Source organism: Anabaenopsis sp. NIES-4685 (assembly GCF_059725405.1).
In genome coordinates, this window is sequence record NZ_AP043602.1 from 1,220,065 (window position 1) to 1,239,980 (window position 19,916).

The 19,916-nt window shown below is 40.2% G+C and carries 21 protein-coding genes; 20 read left to right on the forward strand and 1 reads right to left on the reverse strand.

The features are described 5' to 3' along the window. The first annotated feature begins 30 nt into the window (after positions 1-30). The 13 genes from AC6IZ0_RS05260 to AC6IZ0_RS05320 all read left to right on the forward strand — a co-directional run bounded on the left by AC6IZ0_RS05260 (position 31) and on the right by AC6IZ0_RS05320 (position 11,888). Positions 31-1,338 carry a glycosyltransferase family 4 protein gene (locus AC6IZ0_RS05260; protein WP_497725316.1) on the forward strand — a complete coding sequence of 436 codons (1,308 nt, stop codon included), beginning with the start codon at positions 31-33 and terminating at the stop codon, positions 1,336-1,338. Between the two features lie 39 nt (positions 1,339-1,377). Next, complete coding sequence (locus tag AC6IZ0_RS05265; protein ID WP_497725317.1) at positions 1,378-2,298, forward strand: class I SAM-dependent methyltransferase; 921 nt, start codon at positions 1,378-1,380, stop codon at positions 2,296-2,298. 41 nt (positions 2,299-2,339) lie between these two features. Beyond that, complete coding sequence (locus tag AC6IZ0_RS05270) at positions 2,340-3,020, forward strand: glycosyltransferase family protein (protein WP_497725318.1); 681 nt, start codon at positions 2,340-2,342, stop codon at positions 3,018-3,020. Then, a complete protein-coding gene (locus AC6IZ0_RS05275; RefSeq protein ID WP_497725319.1) occupies positions 3,004-3,654 on the forward strand; it encodes a glycosyltransferase in 651 nt (216 codons plus the stop codon). Before AC6IZ0_RS05270 ends, AC6IZ0_RS05275 begins: the two co-directional genes overlap by 17 nt. Positions 3,655-3,656: 2 nt before the next feature. After that, positions 3,657-4,247, forward strand: coding sequence for an acyltransferase (locus tag AC6IZ0_RS05280; protein WP_497725320.1), 591 nt, complete (start codon positions 3,657-3,659; stop codon positions 4,245-4,247). 3 nt (positions 4,248-4,250) lie between these two features. Beyond that, on the forward strand, positions 4,251-5,093 hold the full coding sequence (locus tag AC6IZ0_RS05285; RefSeq protein ID WP_497725321.1) for a glycosyltransferase: 843 nt from the start codon (positions 4,251-4,253) through the stop codon (positions 5,091-5,093). Positions 5,094-5,258: 165 nt separating this feature from the next. After that, positions 5,259-6,233: a glycosyltransferase family 10 domain-containing protein gene (locus AC6IZ0_RS05290; protein WP_497725322.1), complete on the forward strand. Its 975-nt coding sequence runs from the start codon at positions 5,259-5,261 to the stop codon at positions 6,231-6,233. 8 nt (positions 6,234-6,241) lie between these two features. Then, positions 6,242-7,066, forward strand: a complete 825-nt coding sequence (locus tag AC6IZ0_RS05295) for a methyltransferase, TIGR04325 family (protein WP_497725323.1) — start codon at positions 6,242-6,244, stop codon at positions 7,064-7,066. Further along, complete coding sequence (locus AC6IZ0_RS05300; protein ID WP_497725324.1) at positions 7,063-7,506, forward strand: cupin domain-containing protein; 444 nt, start codon at positions 7,063-7,065, stop codon at positions 7,504-7,506. Before AC6IZ0_RS05295 ends, AC6IZ0_RS05300 begins: the two co-directional genes overlap by 4 nt. Further along, on the forward strand, positions 7,507-8,622 hold the full coding sequence (locus tag AC6IZ0_RS05305; protein WP_497725325.1) for a DegT/DnrJ/EryC1/StrS family aminotransferase: 1,116 nt from the start codon (positions 7,507-7,509) through the stop codon (positions 8,620-8,622). 28 nt (positions 8,623-8,650) lie between these two features. After that, entirely contained in the window at positions 8,651-9,418 is a 768-nt protein-coding gene (locus AC6IZ0_RS05310; RefSeq protein WP_497725326.1) for a class I SAM-dependent DNA methyltransferase, read from the forward strand. After that, entirely contained in the window at positions 9,419-10,642 is a 1,224-nt protein-coding gene (locus AC6IZ0_RS05315) for a glycosyltransferase family 4 protein (protein WP_497725327.1), read from the forward strand. It abuts the gene before it with no gap. Positions 10,643-10,934: 292 nt separating this feature from the next. Next, positions 10,935-11,888, forward strand: a complete 954-nt coding sequence (locus AC6IZ0_RS05320) for an O-fucosyltransferase family protein (RefSeq protein ID WP_497725328.1) — start codon at positions 10,935-10,937, stop codon at positions 11,886-11,888. A gap of 53 nt (positions 11,889-11,941) precedes the next feature. Here AC6IZ0_RS05320 and AC6IZ0_RS05325 read toward each other — a convergent pair whose 3' ends face one another. Continuing rightward, a complete protein-coding gene (locus AC6IZ0_RS05325) occupies positions 11,942-13,132 on the reverse strand; it encodes an RNA-guided endonuclease InsQ/TnpB family protein (protein WP_497725329.1) in 1,191 nt (396 codons plus the stop codon). A gap of 133 nt (positions 13,133-13,265) precedes the next feature. On the opposite strand from AC6IZ0_RS05325, the gene AC6IZ0_RS05330 reads away from it, so the two are divergent. The 7 genes from AC6IZ0_RS05330 (at position 13,266) to AC6IZ0_RS05360 (ending at position 19,811) form a co-directional block, all read left to right on the forward strand. After that, positions 13,266-13,982 carry a glycosyltransferase family A protein gene (locus AC6IZ0_RS05330; RefSeq protein WP_497725330.1) on the forward strand — a complete coding sequence of 239 codons (717 nt, stop codon included), beginning with the start codon at positions 13,266-13,268 and terminating at the stop codon, positions 13,980-13,982. After that, the gene (locus AC6IZ0_RS05335) at positions 13,979-14,224 is read left to right on the forward strand and encodes a hypothetical protein (RefSeq protein WP_497725331.1); all 246 of its coding nucleotides are present in this window, start codon (positions 13,979-13,981) and stop codon (positions 14,222-14,224) included. Before AC6IZ0_RS05330 ends, AC6IZ0_RS05335 begins: the two co-directional genes overlap by 4 nt. Next, positions 14,225-15,829, forward strand: a complete 1,605-nt coding sequence (locus AC6IZ0_RS05340) for a right-handed parallel beta-helix repeat-containing protein (protein WP_497725332.1) — start codon at positions 14,225-14,227, stop codon at positions 15,827-15,829. Positions 15,830-16,138: 309 nt separating this feature from the next. Further along, a complete protein-coding gene (locus tag AC6IZ0_RS05345; RefSeq protein ID WP_497725333.1) occupies positions 16,139-16,999 on the forward strand; it encodes a class I SAM-dependent methyltransferase in 861 nt (286 codons plus the stop codon). Positions 17,000-17,173: 174 nt separating this feature from the next. Beyond that, positions 17,174-17,635, forward strand: a complete 462-nt coding sequence (locus AC6IZ0_RS05350; protein WP_497725334.1) for a hypothetical protein — start codon at positions 17,174-17,176, stop codon at positions 17,633-17,635. 29 nt (positions 17,636-17,664) lie between these two features. Further along, complete coding sequence (locus AC6IZ0_RS05355) at positions 17,665-18,639, forward strand: glycosyltransferase family 2 protein (protein ID WP_497725335.1); 975 nt, start codon at positions 17,665-17,667, stop codon at positions 18,637-18,639. Continuing rightward, positions 18,639-19,811, forward strand: a complete 1,173-nt coding sequence (locus tag AC6IZ0_RS05360; protein WP_497725336.1) for a glycosyltransferase family 4 protein — start codon at positions 18,639-18,641, stop codon at positions 19,809-19,811. Before AC6IZ0_RS05355 ends, AC6IZ0_RS05360 begins: the two co-directional genes overlap by 1 nt. Positions 19,812-19,916: the final 105 nt, after the last annotated feature.

The window sequence follows — 19,916 nt, forward strand, 5'->3', positions numbered from 1 at the left end:
ATGAGTTATCCCAAACGGTTCTTGTTTTTGATGCCAACTAGTTCTGTCGCAGGCGGCGTGGAGACATGGCTTGATGAAATTTATCACTACTTAACAACGCATCAATTTGAAGTATTAGTCGGGTTATTGCGAGGACAGCAGTTTAACCAACCAGAGCGCTATCGTGCTGTTCATCCCCAGCTAAAAACCATTGAAGTCGATGGACGGGGCTGTAATCGGGAAGGTAGAGTTCAGGCATTAATGCGCTGTATTGAAGGAGTTAAACCTGACATAGTGATTCCATTGGGAATCGCCGATGCTTATGAGGCTGGGATTCGCAGCAAGCAAAAAGGGCTAGATACTCGTTTAGTAATTCATGCTCAGGGAAACTTAGAGCCAATGCTTGCCGATCTCAGGAGTTACCGGGATGGGATTGACCAAGTAATTTGCCCCGGAGAGCTAACCAAACGAGTGTTAATTAACTGGGGAGGGTTTCCATCAGACAGAGTGACTCATATCCCCAACGGTGCTAATCAGCCAAAGTGCAGTTCACAACGTCCCATCTCATCAGGAAAAGCAAAGCCTATTCGCATAGGATATATTGGCCGCTTAACCACCCTTGACAAGCGATCGCCGGATTTAATTACCCTGTATCAAGAACTCGAAAAGCTGAACCTAAATTATCAATTAGATATTGTCGGGGACGGCCCTTGTTTTGCTCAACTCCATGAAGCTTTGGGTAAGGCTCCCCAAGTTAAACTCCACGGAGCTTTGTCTCGCGAGGTTGTTTATCAAGAGATATTTCCCAACCTTGACGTACTGATTTTACTATCCTCATCGGAAGCCTTTGGCATTGTGATTGTGGAAGCCTTGATGCACGGTGTAATCCCGGTCACTTCCCGTTATGTCGGCTTTTACGCCGAAGGTTTAGTCAAAGAAAACGAAACCGGTTTGTCCTTCCCTGTGGGAGATATGGCTGGCGCGGCTCAACAAATTCAGCGTTTAGCCGAGGATGGTGATTTACGACACCGCCTGTCTAGCAATGGGCAAGTGCATGGACAGCCCTATACTTGGGAAAATTCCCTCACTAGTTGGAAAATAACTTTAGAACAAGTCATGGCTCGCCCTCCGCTTTTAAGTTCGTCTCCTTTACCCAAGATTCCCACCACAACTGGAAGATTAGAACAGTTGGGGATTCCAGCCAGTGTCATTGACGGGTTACGTCGCCTCCGTCGGTTTTTGTTGGGGTCACCCATTCCCCCTGGTGGAGAAGAGTGGCCGTTATTTTATCGTCATCATTCTGAGTCTTTGCTGGAGGAAATTTCCCAAGTTTTGAAAGACCTTGATACTGCCGAATAATATAATCTTTAACATAAACAATTAATATAAATAGCCAAAATGCTTAAGCAAGTTATTAAAAGGTTGCCAGGATTTCGTAGTCTTATCGCACAAAAAGATTTTCTGTTAAAAGAACTGGAAAAATGGAAATATCAACAAGAATTTTTGCCGGGACATTACTACTCTCCCATTCCAGATCATGAAGACTTAATAAATTATTTCGATAATCGAATATATCCTTCGCAGGTAAAAGATATTGGCGGAATTGAGCTTTACTGGTCTGAGCAAATTTCTTTACTAAAAGATTTAGCAAATCGTTTTTATAAAGATATACCATTCTCAGAACATCAGCGCACAGACAACAATAATCGTTATTTTTATGAAAATGGTTTTTTCACTTATGCGGATGGAATTATACTTTACTCCCTACTCAGGTATTTAAATCCGAAAAATTTGATAGAAGTTGGGTCGGGCTTTTCATCTTCGTTAATTCTAGATGTCAATGAGCAGTTTTTAGATAACTCAATTAATTGTATATTTATTGAACCCTACCCTGATCGCCTAATAAGAAACTTGCGAAGCGCGGATAGGGCAAGAATAACAATTATTCAAGAGAAGGTACAAGAACAAGAGCTAGAACTGTTTGAGCGTTTGCAACCCGGAGATATTTTATTGATTGACTCATCCCATGTTTCCAAGGCGGTAAGTGATGTTAACTTTCTGGTTTTTGAGGTGCTTCCCAAGCTTAAATCGGGGGTATGGATTCATTTTCATGATATTTTTTATCCATTTGAATACTTAGAGGAATGGGTCAGGGGAGGGCGGTCGTGGAATGAGGCATATTTATTGCGTGCGCTCTTAATGTTTAACCATAATTTCAAAATAAAGCTTTGGGGAAATGCTTTAGCAGTTCGCTACCCGGAAATATTACAAGAATGTATGCCACTGTCTCTGAAAAATTCGGGGACAGCCTTTGGTTGAGAAAAGAATAACCATTTATGTATTATTACTAGTATATTTGTATGAATCCTCACATTCTTTTTATTGCACCCTCCGCTTACACCCTTAGTGGACTGGCAACCTGGTTAGACTACCTGTTACCTGGTCTAAAACAACTGGGGTGGCGCACTACCTTGGGGCTAGTAGAAGGGGCTCGGTATCATCGAGTCGCTGAATATTTAGCAGTTCATCCCTGTGAAACCGCGATCGCCATTACCTGCAAAACTGGAACTCCCCAAGGACGACGGTGGGCTGTGCAAAGGGCGATTCAAGAATATTCACCAGATATTGTAGTAACGGTTAATATTCCTGATGCGATCGCCGCTACAGCAGAACTCAGAAGTCGGGGGAAAACTCAAGCTAAAATTGTGATGACCTGTCACGGTATTCAGGAAGACCTATTTGCCGACATGAAACTATTTAAAAATTCCCTGGATGCCGTAGTTTGTACAAATAAATTGGCTTGTAAGTTAACGGAAAACTATGGGGGGTTAAAAGCTGATCAGGTTTGCTATGCTCCTTACGGTAGTGCAATCAAAACCTCATTAAATAGACACCCTCATTTACCTTTTACTATTGCCTATTCGGGACGACTAGAGCGCCATCAAAAAAGAGTCCATGATTTAGTGACAATTGTCAGTCTGTTGAAAAAAGCTGATCTAAACTTTAGACTATTGATTGCGGGGAGTGGGCGAAGAAAATGAACTTAAGAAAGAGCTAAGTTCAGTTGAAGAGGTTTCATTTTTAGGGCAATTAAAAGAAAATGAATTAATCAATCAAGTTTATCAAGAAAGTGATGTATTGATTATGCCATCGTCTTGGGAAACAGGACCAATTGTGATTTGGGAAGCAATGGCTTGGGGTGTGGCAGTTGTATCCTCTCGTTATGTCGGCAGCGGTCTAGAGGGAGCATTAAAAAATGACGAAAATTGTCTAATGTTTGATGTCGGTGATTGTCAAGCAGCTAGCCAACAAATTATCCGGCTTCATCAAGATCAAGATTTGTGGCAGAGAATAAAACAAAGTGGTTGGGAAACGATTAATAAAAAATATTCCCATCCTGTTTCTGTTCAGCAATGGAATAAGATTTTTGAGCAAATTTTAACAACATCTGCCTCAAAAATATTACCTGTCAATATAGACAGTCGGTTGTTAAATAATCGTTTAGATAAACTATTGGGTAAGGCTAATGCTGAGAGAATTAGAATTTGGTTGGAGCGCACAGGCCCAAGCTGTGATCCGGGGGGAGAATTGCCCCATAGTTGGAGTGAGAAACAAACATCCGAGAGAGAAAACGAATTTTGGAATATAGCGCAACAGTTAGATCGGCTTGAGTAAAAATGTTTTTATCCTTACTTAAAGGAATCTGGCAACTGCGGGATCCGCTGTTGATCCGAGATTTAGGAGAACGTCGCTTTCACTTGGCTAAGGTTGACCGAATACGTCAAGGGTTTCCCAAAGCGAAAATTAGTAATGATGTGATTTTGATCAATCACGAACCTCAACGACTAAAACTTACAGGACAAGTCACCATCAGTCAAGGAAATATACTGGCATTTGGGGATCCCCTGAATGGCTACGGCAATATTATCATTGGCGATCGCACTTGGATTGGGCAGTACAATAATTTACGAGCTGGGGGTGGTGACATCCAGATTGGGGAAGACTGTCTGATCAGCCAATTCTGTACATTAGTTGCCAGTAATCATCAAAAACACAGGAGTTTACCGATTAAAGTCCAACCATCAGATCAAAACCGCACTGGTGTAATCCTAGGGAATGATGTGTGGTTGGGAGCTGGTGTAACGGTGTTGCCAGGGGTTACTATTGGCAATGGTGCTGTGGTCGGTGCCAATGCAGTTGTTAATCATGATATTCCTGACTACGAAATCTGGGGTGGGGTCCCTGCCAAAAAACTAGGAGACAGATAACCGATGGCAACATTAAAAGAGCAGTTAGGATGTTGGCTGAACGAGCGCTGGCAAACGGAGTTAGTATTAAGATCCCCTAAATTAGCCCAATTGCTGGGTTTAAGCTGGTTGGATCTGTGTAATCGTTCTGAAGTTTTGCAACCTGATCTAATTACAGGGGGGCGAATTTGTCAGTGGCAATTTTCTTCCCAGCTAACAGTTTCACGGGTTTTTCCCGGCGTGGGGTTAGGTATTCTACAGCACGTATTACAACTATATCCTGTAAAACTCAACTTTGAATCTAAGAGCAATTTATCAAACAAGCCAGATTGTTCAATTTTATTTGTTGTTGGCGGTATAGAGCGTTTTCCGCAATTTGAATTGGCTTTAGCCTCAGCCCGTGCCCAAGTTGATGTTGATTACGAAATCATTGTTGTTGAACAATCTCCCGAACCTCTGTTGAGAAATAAGTTGCCCACTGATGTTCGTTATTTCCATCAAGTCAACCCGCAACCTGAGAAGGGGTTTAATAAGAGTTCCGCCTTAAATAAAGCGGCTAGAGAAGCTAAATCTGAAAAATTAATTATTTTAGATGCTGACTTTGTTGTTCCAATTAATTTTGTTATTGAATGTAATCAAGTTTTAGGTAAAATTTCTAGTGCCAGGTTAGCACGATTAATTTTTTATGTTGATAGTCAGTCAACTGAACATATACTTAATGCCCAGGAATTGGTAGCTGGCATAAATGTAGAGAAAATTGTTGAAAATAATCCTACCCCTCTAGCATTACACAAATCTACTTACTGGGACATTGGTGGACATGATCAAGACTTTTGGGGATGGGGGGAGAAGACACTGAATTTTTAGATCGTTTACGCACTTGTAAAATATCTGAAGGGGGGTGGTTGCCTTTCATTCACCTTTGGCACCCCTCCGCTCCCAAAAAAGCCAACGGCGATCGCAATAATCAAATTCTTGTTCAAAAAATGACCTGTTCATCTCAGGTTCGGATTAATACACTCAAGCAAAAAAATGAAATGCTATAACATCGATGTATATGGCGAGCAGGTAAGTCAAGACTCGATTACCGTCAGGTTCCAAGACCAAACTTTTAACTTCATTTTTGAACCGAGTTTAAAAATTGGTCAGGAGTTTGTTCTGGGACTTTTTGCAAGCAAAGCAGTCTTATCCAATGAAGTATTTCGCTATCCAAGAGATCGGCGCATTGCTATGTTAACAGAAAGTCCAATTGATTATTCTTACCAGCATATTGCCCAAATTGTCCGCAGGTTTCCCATTGTCTTCACACACCAACAACACTTACTGGATGTGGGAAAGCCTTTTAAACCTCTAATATTTGGAACCAATTGGCTAGGCATTAGAAATGAGATAGACTCAGAACAAATTTTAGCCGAGCATCCACCAAAATCAAAATTAATATCATTTATGGGGAGTTTGGCTCATCCCGATGATGGTGCTTATAAATTTCGTCGAGAAATCGCCGATCTGTGTTTAACTGCAAATAATGTTGAGTGCTTTGGTAAATCAATTAATCCTGTACCAGGGAAACGAGAGGCGATCGCCCCTTATTATTTTTCCATTGCAATGGAAAATGTGGCTAGTAATTATTACTTTTCTGAAAAACTTGTTGATTGCCTGCTTTTAGAGACTGTTCCCATTTATTATGGTTTTCCTGAGATTTCTGAATTGTTTAATCCAAAAGGGATACTGACTTTCAACACCAAAGAGGAACTAATATCAATTTTAGATAACTTATCTCCCAATCTTTACGATGAAATGTATCCATTTCTGATTGAAAACAAACTTAAGGCTATTCGAGAGAATTGGCATAATCATCAGGGTTTACTCTCACGGTTATCTTCTCAAATTCCATTAAATCTTCTAAATTCAAGTCAGCGCTATCTAAATCGAGAATCGTATTTACAGGATAAAATCATCCGAAAAAGCCGCAAATTGTGGGAAAATATCCAAATTAATTTAAATTAGGTAAAAAGATGAGGAAAATTTTAAAAAAAATTCCATTAGTTTATAAAATCTATCGTTCTTGGCAAGAACGACAGTACGAAATTCAGTTTTCTGGTAATTGCTATGGATGCTTTCGGGGTGTATACAACTCATTTGATGAAGCCATATTATCAGCACCAAAAACCAAACCAATTGGATATAATGACCTAGATTTAGCATTAGAGTATAAAAATAATTTACCTGCCAAAATTGCTTCTTATGACTATCCACTTTTGGTCTGGTTAATAAAAATTCTTGATCAAAACTCTTCCCCCCCCACAATTTTTGATTTTGGTGGTAATGTAGGCAACCATTACTATGCCTATTCTCATTTCCTAGATTATTCACACGGACTAAAATGGTTGGTTTGCGATGTTCCTCAGATTGTGAAAGCTGGGCAAGAATTAGCTGATGAAAGAAATGTAGATTTGCAGTTTACAACTGAATTTGCTGAAGCAAACGCAAAACAGATATTCATCGCCTCCGGGTCTATTCAGTATGTTCAATCTCTATCTCTATCTCTATCTCTATTGAGTAAACCCCCTATTCATCTATTGATTAATAGGTTGCCACTGTATGATGGAAAATCGTTTGTCACCTTGCAGAATGGTGGTAAAGTGTTCTACCCTCAATATGTCTTTAATCGGAAGGAGTTTATAGACTCCCTATCTGAACTTGGTTACGAGCTGGTTGACAGTTGGCAAGATCTGGTTGATCGTTGTATTATTCCTTTTCATCTTGAACATTGCGTTTTTTCTTACTCTGGTTTATACATGAGGCTAAAACACGACAATCAACACTGGGCACTAAAATGATAGAGCAAATCATCCATCAAAATGAACTCTTAGCCCTAATCATTTCCCACCGATTCAACCAACCGGGAATTCACTTTTTCACCCCTGATGAATTATCCCAACAACTAGCTTATATGCACCACCCCATGGGTAAAATTATTCAACCCCACGTGCATAACCCCGTTCCCCGTGAAGTCATTTACACCCAAGAGGTACTGTTTATCAAACGCGGTAAACTGCGTGTGGACTTTTACAATGACCAACAAGAGTATTTAGAAAGTCGTGTACTAGAAACAGGAGATGTCATTCTCTTAATCACTGGAGGTCACGGCTTTGAAGTATTAGAAGAAATTGAAATGATAGAGGTTAAACAAGGCCCTTACGTGGGAGAACAAGACAAAACTAGATTTGTTGGTATCACTAAAGAACAAGCGAAAATTGTAGAAACTTTAAATTCGTAAATGAAACCTATTCCAGTGAATCAGCCATTATTAGATGGCAACGAAAAAAAATATCTGATTGAGTGTATTGATACTGGCTGGATCTCTTCTGAAGGTCCTTTTGTTAAGCAGTTAGAACAAAACTTTATAGACCGTGTGGGAAGGCAACATGGTATTGCAGTCAGCAATGGTTCCGCCGCCCTAGATGCTGCTGTGGCTGCATTAGGAATTACAACGGGTGATGAAGTAATTTTACCTACCTTTACCATTATTTCTTGCGCTGCTGCCATTGTAAGGGCTGGAGCTATACCAATAGTCGTGGATAGTGATCCCCTCACTTGGAATATGGATGTCACCCAGATAGAGGCAAAAATCACTCCCCGCACCAAAGCCATTATGGTGGTTCACATCTATGGATTGCCCGTAGATATGGATCCAATAATTAATTTAGCTCATCAGTATGGATTGTATATAATTGAAGATGCCGCTGAGATGCACGGTCAAAGCTATAAAAACCGTCCCTGTGGTAGCTTTGGCCATATCAGTACCTTCAGTTTTTACCCTAACAAGCATATTACCACCGGTGAAGGAGGGATAATTGTTACAGACGATCCCCAGTTAGCGGAACGTTGTCAATCTTTACGCAATCTTTGTTTTCAACCCCATAAACGATTTGTCCACGAAGAATTAGGGTGGAATATGCGCATGAGTAACTTACAAGCAGCTGTAGGAGTAGCCCAGTTAGAGCGCCTAGATGAGTTTGTTGCTCGCAAGAGAAGTATGGGAAAACTTTATACAGATTTATTAAAAGATATACCTGGCATTCAGTTACCCCTAGAGAAAACTGACTACGCAGAAAATATTTATTGGGTGTATGGAATTGTTTTAGATGAACAGATTCCCCTTGATGGCGAAGCAGTGATGAAGAAACTCAGTGATTATAAAATTGGTACTCGTCCATTTTTCTGGTGTATGCACGAGCAGCCCGTTTGGCAAAAAATGGGACTATTTGAGGGTGTATGCTGTCCGGTAGCAGAAAAGTTAGCCCGTCGTGGTTTTTACTTACCCAGTGGATTGGCATTAACGGAAGATCAAGTTGTGACAGTGACAAATACTCTCAGGAGTATTCTGAGTTAATAAGTAATTAAAACAAGTAATTAATTTGATGACTATTTTCGGCAACTATTCTCGCTATTATGACTTGCTTTATCAAGACAAGGATTATCTTGCAGAAGCTAAGTTTATTCACGATTTAATACAAACTCATGTACCTTTAGCACAAACAATCCTCGAATTGGGTTGTGGTACTGGTCATCATGCTGAATTATTGGCTAAGTATGGCTATCAAGTTCATGGAGTTGATCGCAGCTTAGAAATGTTAAAATCGGCAAATGATCGCCTCACCAATATTGATCCTCAAGTAGCTTCCCGGTTAAAATTCTCTCTAGGAGATGTGAGAACCGTTGACATAGATCAACAATTTGATGTCATTATTTCCTTGTTTCACGTTGTTAGTTATCAAACCACTAATCAAGATTTGCAAGCTACTTTTAACACTATCAAAAAACATCTTAAATTGGGAGGAGTTTGTATTTTTGATGTGTGGTATGGTCCAGCAGTATTGACAGAAAAGCCCACTGTTAGGGTTAAACGCCTAGAAGATGATCAGATTTTGGTTACCCGGATAGCGGAACCAATAATGTATCCCAATGAAAATTGGGTGGATGTGAATTACCATGTTTTTATTAGAGATAAAACTACTGACGAAGTGAATGAGTTGCGAGAAACCCACAGAATGCGGTATTTGTTTAAGCCAGAAATAGAATTAATCTTAAATCAACTACAAATGGAGTTAATTAGCCATCATGAATGGTTAACTAACAAACCGTCAGGCTTCGATAGTTGGGGAGTTTATTTCGTGGTGAGGAATTAAATGAGAATCGGTTTGTTAGTCAACGCCCAAATTTCTCCCCAGTCTGGAGGAGCTTACACTTTTGGATCTCAATTATTACAAGCGTTTTTGCAATTAGCTCCCGAGTCAGGACATACGATCATTTTATTTACACGTAGTCATCACTACACCAAACATCTGGGATCATCCCTTGAATTGGTTTCTCTTGACTGGTCTTTGAGAGCTAGAATTAAGTCTAAAATACTAGCACTGGTACAAGAAATAATCCGTAAACTCAGGAGGCCAAGTAACAAATTTAGGCTTCCAACCGGAATGGAATTATATGAAAAATACATACTAGACCTGTTAATTGCTAATCAAGTACAAGTGAATTTAAGTCTTACACCAGAAACTTTTCCCGTACTTGATGTTCCTTATATCATCCCCATCTGGGATCTACAGCACCGTTTGCAGCCATATTTCCCGGAGGTAAGTAAAATAGGAGTATGGGATCAAAAAGAAAACTACTATTCTGAACTATTTAAGCGTGCTACATTTATTCTTACTGGCACGGAAGTGGGTAAATCCGAAATCGAGAAATTTTATCAGGTGCCTTCTGAGAGAATCAAGGTTATACCTTTTTTCACTCCCCAACTATCACCAGTTGGCGTAACTAGTGAAGACTTGTTGAATAAATATTCAATCCCCCCTAACTATTTATTTTATCCTGCACAATTCTGGTCACACAAAAATCACATTGGACTTTTATTGGCGGTTAAAACTCTACAGCAAAAATACGCACTGGAGTTGCCTCTGGTACTTGTTGGTTCTGATCCAGGTAACAAATCCTATGTTGAAACAGTAACAAAGGAATTAAACTTGTCAAGTCAAGTACATTTTTTAGGCTTTGTCCCTCAAGAAGACATGGCATCATTATATCGCAATGCCTTTGCGCTTACATTTGTGACCTTTTTTGGACCAGACAATTTACCCCCGTTAGAGGCTATGTCCTTGGGTTGTCCCGTAATTGCATCTGATGTGCCAGGTGCACAAGAGCAATTGGGGGATGCTGCTCTTTTGGTTGACCCCAAAAAACCTGAAGATATTGCTAGTGCTATTAAACTCTTATGGGAAAACAATAGTTTGCGTCAAGATATAATAGCAAAGGGCTTGGCAAGATCTCAAAAATGGACAGATCAAGACTATGCTAAACAAATTTTTGCGGTTATTGATGAATTTGAAGCAATTAGGCGTTGTTGGCAATAGTTATAATCACAATACATATGTATTATCATCATTGACTGATGGCATTTTATTTCTTCTAGGACTTACGCATTGACAGGATCAACCAAATATGAGGTATGGGTTTCAGGCATTTTAACGTGATTTTTGAATGATTTTTGAGCGATAGCGAAGCGCTGCTGCAAGCAGTTCGCTATTGATCAGAAGTTAATCGTCAAAAGCCTGAAATGGCGGATTTTAGTTCATGCACATCATGGTGAATTTGTACAGTGCGTAAGTCCTATCTTCTTATTTCTTATCTATATGGATGAAATTTATGCTACTGAACAGGCTAACAAAAAACCGTTTTTATAATCTAGAAAAATCCGGATTATTTCAACAATATCTCCGGCATATTAATGGTTTAAGAAGCAAGAAAACCAGTCAAAAACTTGAATACATTAAAAAAAGCGCCCTAGATGAAAAAGCAAAAATAAGTATAACTTGTGCGGGAAAAAGAGACGGAGGCGGCGCACAGCTTCATGCTTGTATCTCAACGATAGTTTTTGCTAATAGTATGGGTATAAGATATCATCATACGCCACTGATTAAAGTTGAGCATAACTATAACAATGATCCTCTTTGGGAAGCAAAGTGGGAAAATTATCTAGACCTTACTAATCTATACAGTCCTAGATTAAATAATCAAGATTATTTATTTGTAGACAATTATTATTCAATTGTTGATAAAATTTATGAAGCTATTACCAGTAAAAACGATCTCAGTATAAGTGTTTTATACTGCCATGGCTACAGTGACGGACACCCTCAAGAATTTGTAGGTGTTTTAGACAATATAAGGGATCATTTTTTCTTGAGAAGAAATCCAGAACTTGTTTACTCCCCATTTGACTTCAATATTGCAATACATATGAGGCGAGGAGATGTTACTATCAATAGGTGGACTGAGCGTTATACCTCAAGCCAGTGTATCCAGACATTAATTAATCATCTACGTTTTTACTTTAGAAAAGCCCGGCCTAGATTTTACATATTTTCCTACTCCGATGATGATGACTTAAAGATTCTTGAGGATGAAGACGTAAGGCTTTTTGTTGACATGAATGTATTTTCCGTTATGGATCATTTAGCTTATGCTGACTGCCTAGTGATGGCAAAAAGTTCCATGAGTTATGTTGCTGGTATGTTAAACCGTGGACTTGTCCTTTATCAACCTTTCTGGTCTGTTTGTTTACCACACTGGTTTAGGGCTGATGGTTTCTTTGTTTAGATATAAAAGAAGTCAACATAAAGTCAAAACCGATACAAAAAAGCTAACTAATGCTAACAAAAGTCGGCTTTTTCTTCCTGTTTCACCAGTTCGACTACGCTCACTGAACTCCTAGCAGTGTCGGCACTATCTAGTCCACAGGCTAACACGATCAATCTGACCGCTTCTTTTTTTAAATTAATCGCAGCGTTTAAATCTCTGTCACTCTCAAAACCACAGCTATCACATTTAAACACTCTTTGAGATAATGAGAGTGATGATTTCTTTTCTCCACAAGTTGAGCAAGTCTTGCTACTGGGATAATATCTATCCACAATTACTAACTTACTACCATACAGTTGTGTTTTATATTCTAGCTGCCTTCTAAATTCATAAAAGCCCATATCTGATATAGCTTTTGATAATTTCCCATTCGCTAACATCCCAGATACATTCAAATCTTCTATCCCTATCACCGCGTGGTTTTTGCTGATATAGGTTGTGATTTTGTGTAATGTATCTTTTCTGATATTGGCTATTTTTTGGTGTAATCTTGCTATTTTGATTTGTGCTTTTCTGTAGTTATTTGACCATATTTGTTTATGACGGTTCAAATATTGCATTCTTGCTAACTTTTTCTCATACTTTTTATAGCTTTTTACTCCATCAAATACTTCTCCTGTTGATAATATTGCTAGATGATTTATTCCTAAATCAACTCCTACAAACTCCTGATTTTTCTGGGTTTGAGTCGTTTCTATTTCTATTTTACAAGAGATAAACCACTTGTCAGCTTGTTTACTGATGGTGACAGATTTCGGTTTATATCCTGTAGGGAGAATTTCATAAGTTTTTATCCAACCAATTACGGGTACTTTTACCTTTCTGTAGTCAATTTTTATGGCACCATCTAAGGTAAAAGAATCATGTTTACCCTTTTTCTTAAACTTAGGAAACCCTTTACTTTTCTTGAAGAAAGATTTAAAAGCATCTGACAAATATCTTAATGCGTATTGAGGGGCGCATTTAGACACTTCATAATACCAAGGATGGCTAGATTTAATGGCTGCTACTAACCATTTGTGTAAATCTATGGCTGTGGGAAATTTGATTTTTTCTTCAGGATTAAGTTTATTATGTAATAATACCTGTTGACAAAGTGCTAAACCTTGATTCCAAGCGGGTCTGGCTACTCCTGCGTGTTGCGCTAGTAGTAGTCGTTGTTGCTTGTTAACTTTGAGTTGGGTTTTGAATCCTAGTAGCATACAGTGATTTTACTGTAATTCTGTCACAAAGCCAAAAGATGACAGGAAATTTTCAGCAAATGTGAGTATTTGTTAGTATTAGTTAAGAAAACAGTAACTAGCTACTAACCCTCCTAAACCCTAAGATTAAGTCATGAAACCTTTACTTGTCAGTATAATTATTCCTGTTTTCAATCGGGAAAGGATGATTCGAGAGTGCATTGAGTCAGTCTTGAAGCAAACCTACAAGTCAATAGAGTTAGTGGTTGTTGATGATGGTTCTACTGACAATACTGCCCAAGTAGTTAAGGAATTGGCATCTCTATATCCCCATTATATTCGGTATGTTTATCAGGACAACTCTGGTCCAGCCATTGCTCGCAACACAGGGCTATCCCACTCTGCGGGAGAATTTATCCAATACCTTGATTCTGATGATCTATTACTGCCAACAAAGATTGAACTACAGGTTAAAGCCCTACAAAACAACCCAGAGTCAGAAGTTGCTTATTGCCAAACCCTCCGTACTAATATAGCAACGGGGGAAACAAAAACTTGGGCCAGAACAGCAGAGGAAATAGAACGGATTTTTCCAGATTTTCTGATCCACCGTGGTTGGCACACCATCTCTCCTCTTTGGCGCAGTCGTTTATATTCTCGCATGGAAAGATGGGAAAACTTCTGCTGTATGGAAGACTGGGAACACGACCTGCGAGCGGGAATGTTAGATATTAAAATAGTACAAGTTTCTGAACCATTAGCTTTAGTCCGTGATCATGACGGCGATCGCTCTAGTGGGATGAAAACAGGATTTACCCCAGCCTTGACCCGTGATTTCTTCCGGCCGATAAATCCATTTGGCTGCGGATGAAATCCCAGGGCTTAACTGATTGGAGTTATCTAGAACAATTTTCTCGTAAAATGTTCTGGATTGCTCGACTATGCGGCGAACGACAACTGATAGCAGAAGCTAAGGAAGCCCTCAGCTTTGCCACACAGATGGTTGCTACCCACCATGCACCTTGGGAAATTAGAACCTTCAAAGCGTTAACAAAAGTCTTGGGTTGGCCAAGAGCAGTAACCTGGACAGAAGCCTTGAAAAAAAGCCGTTAGATGTCGGAAAATATAAAAAACTATCGGCGGGATACACTGCTAATAATTAGCACCCTCTTAGCCGCCATCAATCTATGGCAACCCCCAACCCCTTGGTTGCGCCAGGGTAAAATTTACGTCTCTCCCCAGGGATCTGACTGGAATCTAGGCAACAGTCCCCAAAGGGCTGTTAAAACTATACAACGGGCTGCGAATATGGCCACACCGGGAGAAGAGGTAGTTATTTTACCCGGTATCTATCGGGAAGACCTGCGGGTTCGCCGTGGGGGAACACCCAATCGCCCCATTACCTTTCGCGCCCAACAACCGGGAACAGTAACCATCACTAATGCTGTTCCACCACAGGTAACCCAATATCTAACCTGGCGATCGCATGGCAATGGACTATATTCAACCCAGACCCCTTGGCCTATCTACTATGCCCTGTATAATGGCAGTGTTCTTTATGATGTTCGCTGGGGGGGAATAGAAAGACTGAAAACCTTAGTAAGTCAACCCAACTCCTACGGTGCTTTTACCTACGATAGGGAAACAAAGCATTTTTATCTTTTTCTACCCCATGGAGAAATACCAAATAATCAAAAGCTAGTATTTCACCGAGAAATTCCGTCACCGCGAGAGTGGGGCAATAGTCGGGTGGCCAATATTTGGCTAGAGGCACAACATCTAGTTTTTGACGGTCTACGGTTAGAACTTGGCGTTGGTTCTGGCTTTTTGCTGTGGGATAGTGGTTACATTACTATTAAAAATACTCTGCTGACAGGCGCTGGCACAGGAATTAGTGCTTCACCTCACATCAATGCACCATCCCATCTCGTGGTTGAATATAACCTTTACCATAATTATCCCCAATACAACTGGCTAAAGAATTGGCTTCCCTGGAATGAAGTATACGCTCATTACTCAGACTCTACACTGATTTCTGCGAGTTCTCCTAATTTAGTAATTCGTCATAATGTGGTTAGCCATGGTGGTGATGCCTTGCAGATTTCCCCTCATCTGGATAAACCCGGGCAGAATGGGGCAAATATCTATGGTAATCTTTTAATGTATGGTACGGATGATGCCATCGAAATGGATGGACTGGCTGAAAAAGTTCATTTTCATCACAACCTAGTTTACGACTTTGAACAAAACTTAGGATTAAGTCCAGTTTTAACCGGGCCAGTTTTAGTAGAAAATAACCGATTCCTGCATCCTGCTGGTGGGGTCAATGGCTCCCAGGTCAAGTTACTCAATCCTTGGTATAAACCCGGTTCGCCCAATAATCAAAGCCCGATTCAAAATATTCAGATTCGCAATAATACCTTTGTTGGGCGTTATCTTGCCTATTGGGGTCCACCTGTTAAAGATGTATGGGTGGAAAAAAATCTCTTTGCCGTGGAAGGGATGAATAATCCCCCTTGGCATCCCCAGGTGACAGTGCGCAATAATACAATGATTACATTACCCCAGGAATATCCTAACCCCGGCACAAATCCTCAATGGTTCCAAGGTTGGTCAATACCCCGACCTGGACCTGGTTGGCTTCAATATGAAGATCATCCAGCAACTGTGGATATTGATAAAGTTTTATCCCCAGATTTGTTTTTGGGGAAAAAATGATGGTATTTTCAGCGTTACATAATAGGAGTAAGAAAAAATTGATGTTTATGATGATTTTATTTGGCGTAGCTCGTGGATGGATAAATGGCTAATTGAAGTTGAAATTCCTATTCCTAAGCCAAAAAATCATGAATCTTTTAAACAATTATTTACTCATGATATGCAAGTCTATGGAGGATCAATTGCTACATTCATTTATCGAGGATAAAGTGAGAAACAATTTATTTATTAAGTGAATTTAAATCCTAAAATTTAGTCCCTCCGCAATTTTTACTGCCTAGAAATTTTCCAACACCCTGTTAAAACCCAATGCTAGAACAAAACCCATGGTATCTTGAGATCATAAGATGCCCAGATTGTTTATCCGATATCTTTTTATCTTCAGGCTCTGTTAGCTGTCAAGTCTGCGGCTTTATAGGTAGCCGTCAAAATCTTAAGCCCAAATCTCCGAAAAATTTACAACTTAGTTTCCCTCGACTTCCAATCTTTGATATCCAAGCCTCATGGGATAAAATATCAAGTCGGCCTGAAATTACCTATAGTGGACCTAACGCACAGAGAGATTCCAGGGAACTGATGTCTGTGATTGCGTCTCATCTTCATTCAAAGGGTAGAATCCTTGATTTAGGATGTGGCCCACGGGATCAAGCTATTCCAGTTGAATACCTTGGACACCAATATGTTGGCATTGATTATACAAACACTTCTGCCGACTTTTTAGGAGACGCTCACGCCATTCCCTTTGCATCTTCCTCCTTCGATTGCGTTCTTTCATACGCAGTTCTTGAACACTTACACAATCCCTATGTTGTTATTCACGAAATTGCCAGAGTTCTTAAACCAGGTGGAATATATATAGGAACAGTTTCTCAAGGAGAACCTTTTCATGAATCCTACTTTCATTTAACACCTTGGGGCTTTATCTCCTTGATATCGTCCGTAGAATGTCTACGAGTTGATCGGCTTTGGGATTCTATGGATACAATCCAAGCGTTATCCCGTATGGGTAGATATCCCCGAGTGATTAAGTTTTTATTATCTCAACTAGATAAAATCCATCAAGGTATGCCTCTTTTAGCTCCCAGAAAAATGAACTGGACTAAACAAGAAAAGGAATTAGATAAACTCTATCGTGCTGGCAGTGTTTGTTTTTGCGTCGTTAAAGAATGACTTTGACCAAGATTCCTCGGATAGATGAAATTGTGATTACCAAAAGATTTAGCGATATTAGTGGTATGGCGATCGCCTCATGGTGGTGTGGGGAGCGATCATCTAAACACCAGTAAGTAACCCGCGCACTTGTCTAGCGTGCCGAAACAATATACAAGTAGAAAAGAACATAAGATGAGCAGCAGGTCAGTCCGCCTTGGGGTGTATATATTCATTATCTTGGTTGCCGGATTGTTTGGTGCCATCGGTGGTAGAGTGCTGGGTTACGGTTTATATCGCCTCAGCTATGATTACATTGTCATCCCCCAAGAGTATCAAGATTGGGGACTCCGGTTTGGTCTGTTTGTGGGCACAATATTAACAGCATCCCACAAACTCGACAGGAGACAGCCCCTTTCACTGGTTCAACTATTGTTAGGATTAATACTAGTGGCTACAATCACTGGCACTGGTATAGGTTTGGGAGGGTTAATTGCCCACACAGTATATCAAACTGATCTATGGCAACCGAGCAACTGGCGATTACCTAACCCCAGTCGCCATGCCATATTAGTGGGAGCATTAACCGGACGTAATTGGGGGGCTGGTTTAGGAGTCATTTTCACAGTGCTATGGTTACGGTCTTCCCCCCGCTAAGAAACTCAGCCAAATCAAAATCTTTCTGTATGCCTATCATTTCCGTTGTCATGAGCGTCTATAACGATGCTCAGAGGGTTAAAACCTCAGTAGACAGTATTTTGAACCAAACCTTCACAGATTTTGAATTCATTATCATCAACGACGGTTCAACAGATGAAACAAGAACAATTTTAGATCGCCTAGCCAGTCAGGACTCGCGGATCAGAGTAATTCACCAAGAAAATACTGGGCTAACCCAGGCCTTAATCCGGGGGTGTAACCAAGCCCAAGGTGAATTCATTGCGCGTCAGGATGCTGATGACTACTCCCACCCGAAACGCCTGGATCTGCAATTGGCTAAAATCCAAAGTAGCCCACAGATTGGTATGGTTTCCTGCTCTACCCAATATATCGGACCTCAAGGAGAGCCACTGACCATTATTCAACGAGCTGAAACGCCGGAAATAGCCACCCAGGAATTACTTCATGCTCGCCAGGGTCCGGGTGCCCATGGTAGTGTTTTGTTTCGCAAATCAGTGTACAATGCCGTCGGTGGTTACCGCCCTGATTTCTATTTTGCTCAAGATTCAGATTTATGGTTAAGGATAGCAGAAAAAGCCCAGTTTGCCAGCCTGTCCCAGGTACTATATCTTCACCGCAGGGAGATTAACTCCACCTCCGGTGTTAATCGTCCCATACAACTCCGATTTGGAGAACTAGGTCAACTGTGTAAAACTGCCCGTTTAAACAGCCAGTCAGAGTCTGTTTATCTAGAAGAGGCAAAACAACTACGCAGCCAACTCCTCGCCAACAAATGGCAAAAACATCCTCCCGCCCCCTTGGCTGTTGCTCAAGCTGCCTATTTTTTGGGATCTCAATTACTAACCAACGGCGATCGCCGAGCAGTTAACTACCTGTGGCAAACAGTACGTCTGTGTCCCTGGCACTGGAAAGGATGGTTTCGTTTGGGGCAAAGTATTCTGCAATTTCCCTTTGCTAAAGTCCACACAATACCCTATTGATGATGAAGTCCTCTTTACGCATTCTGACAGTTGCCGATACTCCTTGCGATCCTAACTCTGGAGCTGCAGGAACAGTTTATTACACCAACCAAGCATTGAGAGAAATTGGTCATGAGGTAGATGAAATTTGGGCTGATGATTTAAGACCCAGGCGCATTGCTCACGGTAATCTCCATTCCTTGTTAGAGCAACCTAGAGCCTACCGTCAGGCTGTTATGAAGGCGATCGCCACAAAAGATTATGATGTTATTCAAATGAGTCAACCTCAAGCTTATTTAGCCGCCAAGGCTTTAAAACAGGGGGGCTTTAAGGGATTGGTAATCAATCGCAGTCATGGGGTTGAGTTAAGAGTGGATGAAGTGTTACCTTACTGGTATCAGAAACTCGGTGTTCCAGAATCGCGTTTTCCTGGAGTATTAACAACAGGTTTACGTAAGTTGTTACAGCGTCAGTGGAATGAAGTGATTAAATACTGCGATGGTGTCATTGTTACTTGTGAAGATGATAGGCACTGTCTTGTAAGTAAGCTTAATATCAATGCGGAGAAAATTAAAGTCATACACCATGGAGTTCCTGAAGCATTTTTCAATACACCGAATCAATCATATTCCTTAGAAAGACATCAGCAACTTCTCTATGTCGGGCAATCTGCTTTTTTTAAAGCACCACTCATCTTAGCTGCAATCATCAACAAAATATTACTTTCTAATCCCGATGTCACAATGACATGGGTTACTCCTGTTAACTCCCATAATTATTTAAAATCCTTGCTCAATGCCCAGATTTTATCTCGTGTAGTATTTCTAGATTGGCAACCCCAAGAAAAACTTATTGCTTTATATGATTCCTGTGGAATTTTTATTTTTCCCTCCTTCGTAGAAGGAGCAGGGAAAACCTCATTAGAGGCCTTGTCAAGGGGTCTTTGTGTAGTAACCAGTAATCAAGGAGGAATGAAAGATTATATAAAATCTGGAGAAAATGGGTTTTTATGTGAAGTTGGTAATTCAGAGGAATTTGTTAACCGTATAGAGTGTTTGCTAGAAAATCTGGAGTTTGCTACTTGCTTGAGGGAAAAAGCTGTAATTGACTCACGGTCTTATACATGGAAAAATTGTGCTGACAAAGCAGTTGACTACTACCAAATCCTATTAGAAATAAGTAGAAATGGTTAAGGCAAAGCAATAAAAGAATAAACTTCTTCATATTGATATCCTCAGAGCTATATCAACGCTCTGGATTGTAGGTTATTGGCACATCTTTAATTACACAGAAGCTTT

Excerpts from the sequence above, each read along its gene's own strand:
- AC6IZ0_RS05290 (WP_497725322.1), top strand. The coding sequence starts at position 5,259 with ATGAAATGCTATAACATCGATGTATATGGCGAGCAGGTAAGTCAAGAC.
- AC6IZ0_RS05340 (WP_497725332.1), top strand. The coding sequence starts at position 14,225 with ATGTCGGAAAATATAAAAAACTATCGGCGGGATACACTGCTAATAATT.
- AC6IZ0_RS05345 (WP_497725333.1), top strand. The coding sequence starts at position 16,139 with ATGCTAGAACAAAACCCATGGTATCTTGAGATCATAAGATGCCCAGAT.
- AC6IZ0_RS05320 (WP_497725328.1), top strand. The coding sequence starts at position 10,935 with ATGCTACTGAACAGGCTAACAAAAAACCGTTTTTATAATCTAGAAAAA.
- AC6IZ0_RS05270 (WP_497725318.1), top strand. The coding sequence starts at position 2,340 with ATGAATCCTCACATTCTTTTTATTGCACCCTCCGCTTACACCCTTAGT.
- AC6IZ0_RS05280 (WP_497725320.1), top strand. The coding sequence starts at position 3,657 with ATGTTTTTATCCTTACTTAAAGGAATCTGGCAACTGCGGGATCCGCTG.
- AC6IZ0_RS05350 (WP_497725334.1), top strand. The coding sequence starts at position 17,174 with ATGAGCAGCAGGTCAGTCCGCCTTGGGGTGTATATATTCATTATCTTG.
- AC6IZ0_RS05295 (WP_497725323.1), top strand. The coding sequence starts at position 6,242 with ATGAGGAAAATTTTAAAAAAAATTCCATTAGTTTATAAAATCTATCGT.
- AC6IZ0_RS05315 (WP_497725327.1), top strand. The coding sequence starts at position 9,419 with ATGAGAATCGGTTTGTTAGTCAACGCCCAAATTTCTCCCCAGTCTGGA.
- AC6IZ0_RS05355 (WP_497725335.1), top strand. The coding sequence starts at position 17,665 with ATGCCTATCATTTCCGTTGTCATGAGCGTCTATAACGATGCTCAGAGG.
- AC6IZ0_RS05310 (WP_497725326.1), top strand. The coding sequence starts at position 8,651 with ATGACTATTTTCGGCAACTATTCTCGCTATTATGACTTGCTTTATCAA.
- AC6IZ0_RS05300 (WP_497725324.1), top strand. The coding sequence starts at position 7,063 with ATGATAGAGCAAATCATCCATCAAAATGAACTCTTAGCCCTAATCATT.
- AC6IZ0_RS05325 (WP_497725329.1), bottom strand. The coding sequence starts at position 13,132 with ATGCTACTAGGATTCAAAACCCAACTCAAAGTTAACAAGCAACAACGA.
- AC6IZ0_RS05265 (WP_497725317.1), top strand. The coding sequence starts at position 1,378 with ATGCTTAAGCAAGTTATTAAAAGGTTGCCAGGATTTCGTAGTCTTATC.
- AC6IZ0_RS05335 (WP_497725331.1), top strand. The coding sequence starts at position 13,979 with ATGAAATCCCAGGGCTTAACTGATTGGAGTTATCTAGAACAATTTTCT.
- AC6IZ0_RS05285 (WP_497725321.1), top strand. The coding sequence starts at position 4,251 with ATGGCAACATTAAAAGAGCAGTTAGGATGTTGGCTGAACGAGCGCTGG.
- AC6IZ0_RS05360 (WP_497725336.1), top strand. The coding sequence starts at position 18,639 with ATGATGAAGTCCTCTTTACGCATTCTGACAGTTGCCGATACTCCTTGC.
- AC6IZ0_RS05305 (WP_497725325.1), top strand. The coding sequence starts at position 7,507 with ATGAAACCTATTCCAGTGAATCAGCCATTATTAGATGGCAACGAAAAA.
- AC6IZ0_RS05330 (WP_497725330.1), top strand. The coding sequence starts at position 13,266 with ATGAAACCTTTACTTGTCAGTATAATTATTCCTGTTTTCAATCGGGAA.
- AC6IZ0_RS05260 (WP_497725316.1), top strand. The coding sequence starts at position 31 with ATGCCAACTAGTTCTGTCGCAGGCGGCGTGGAGACATGGCTTGATGAA.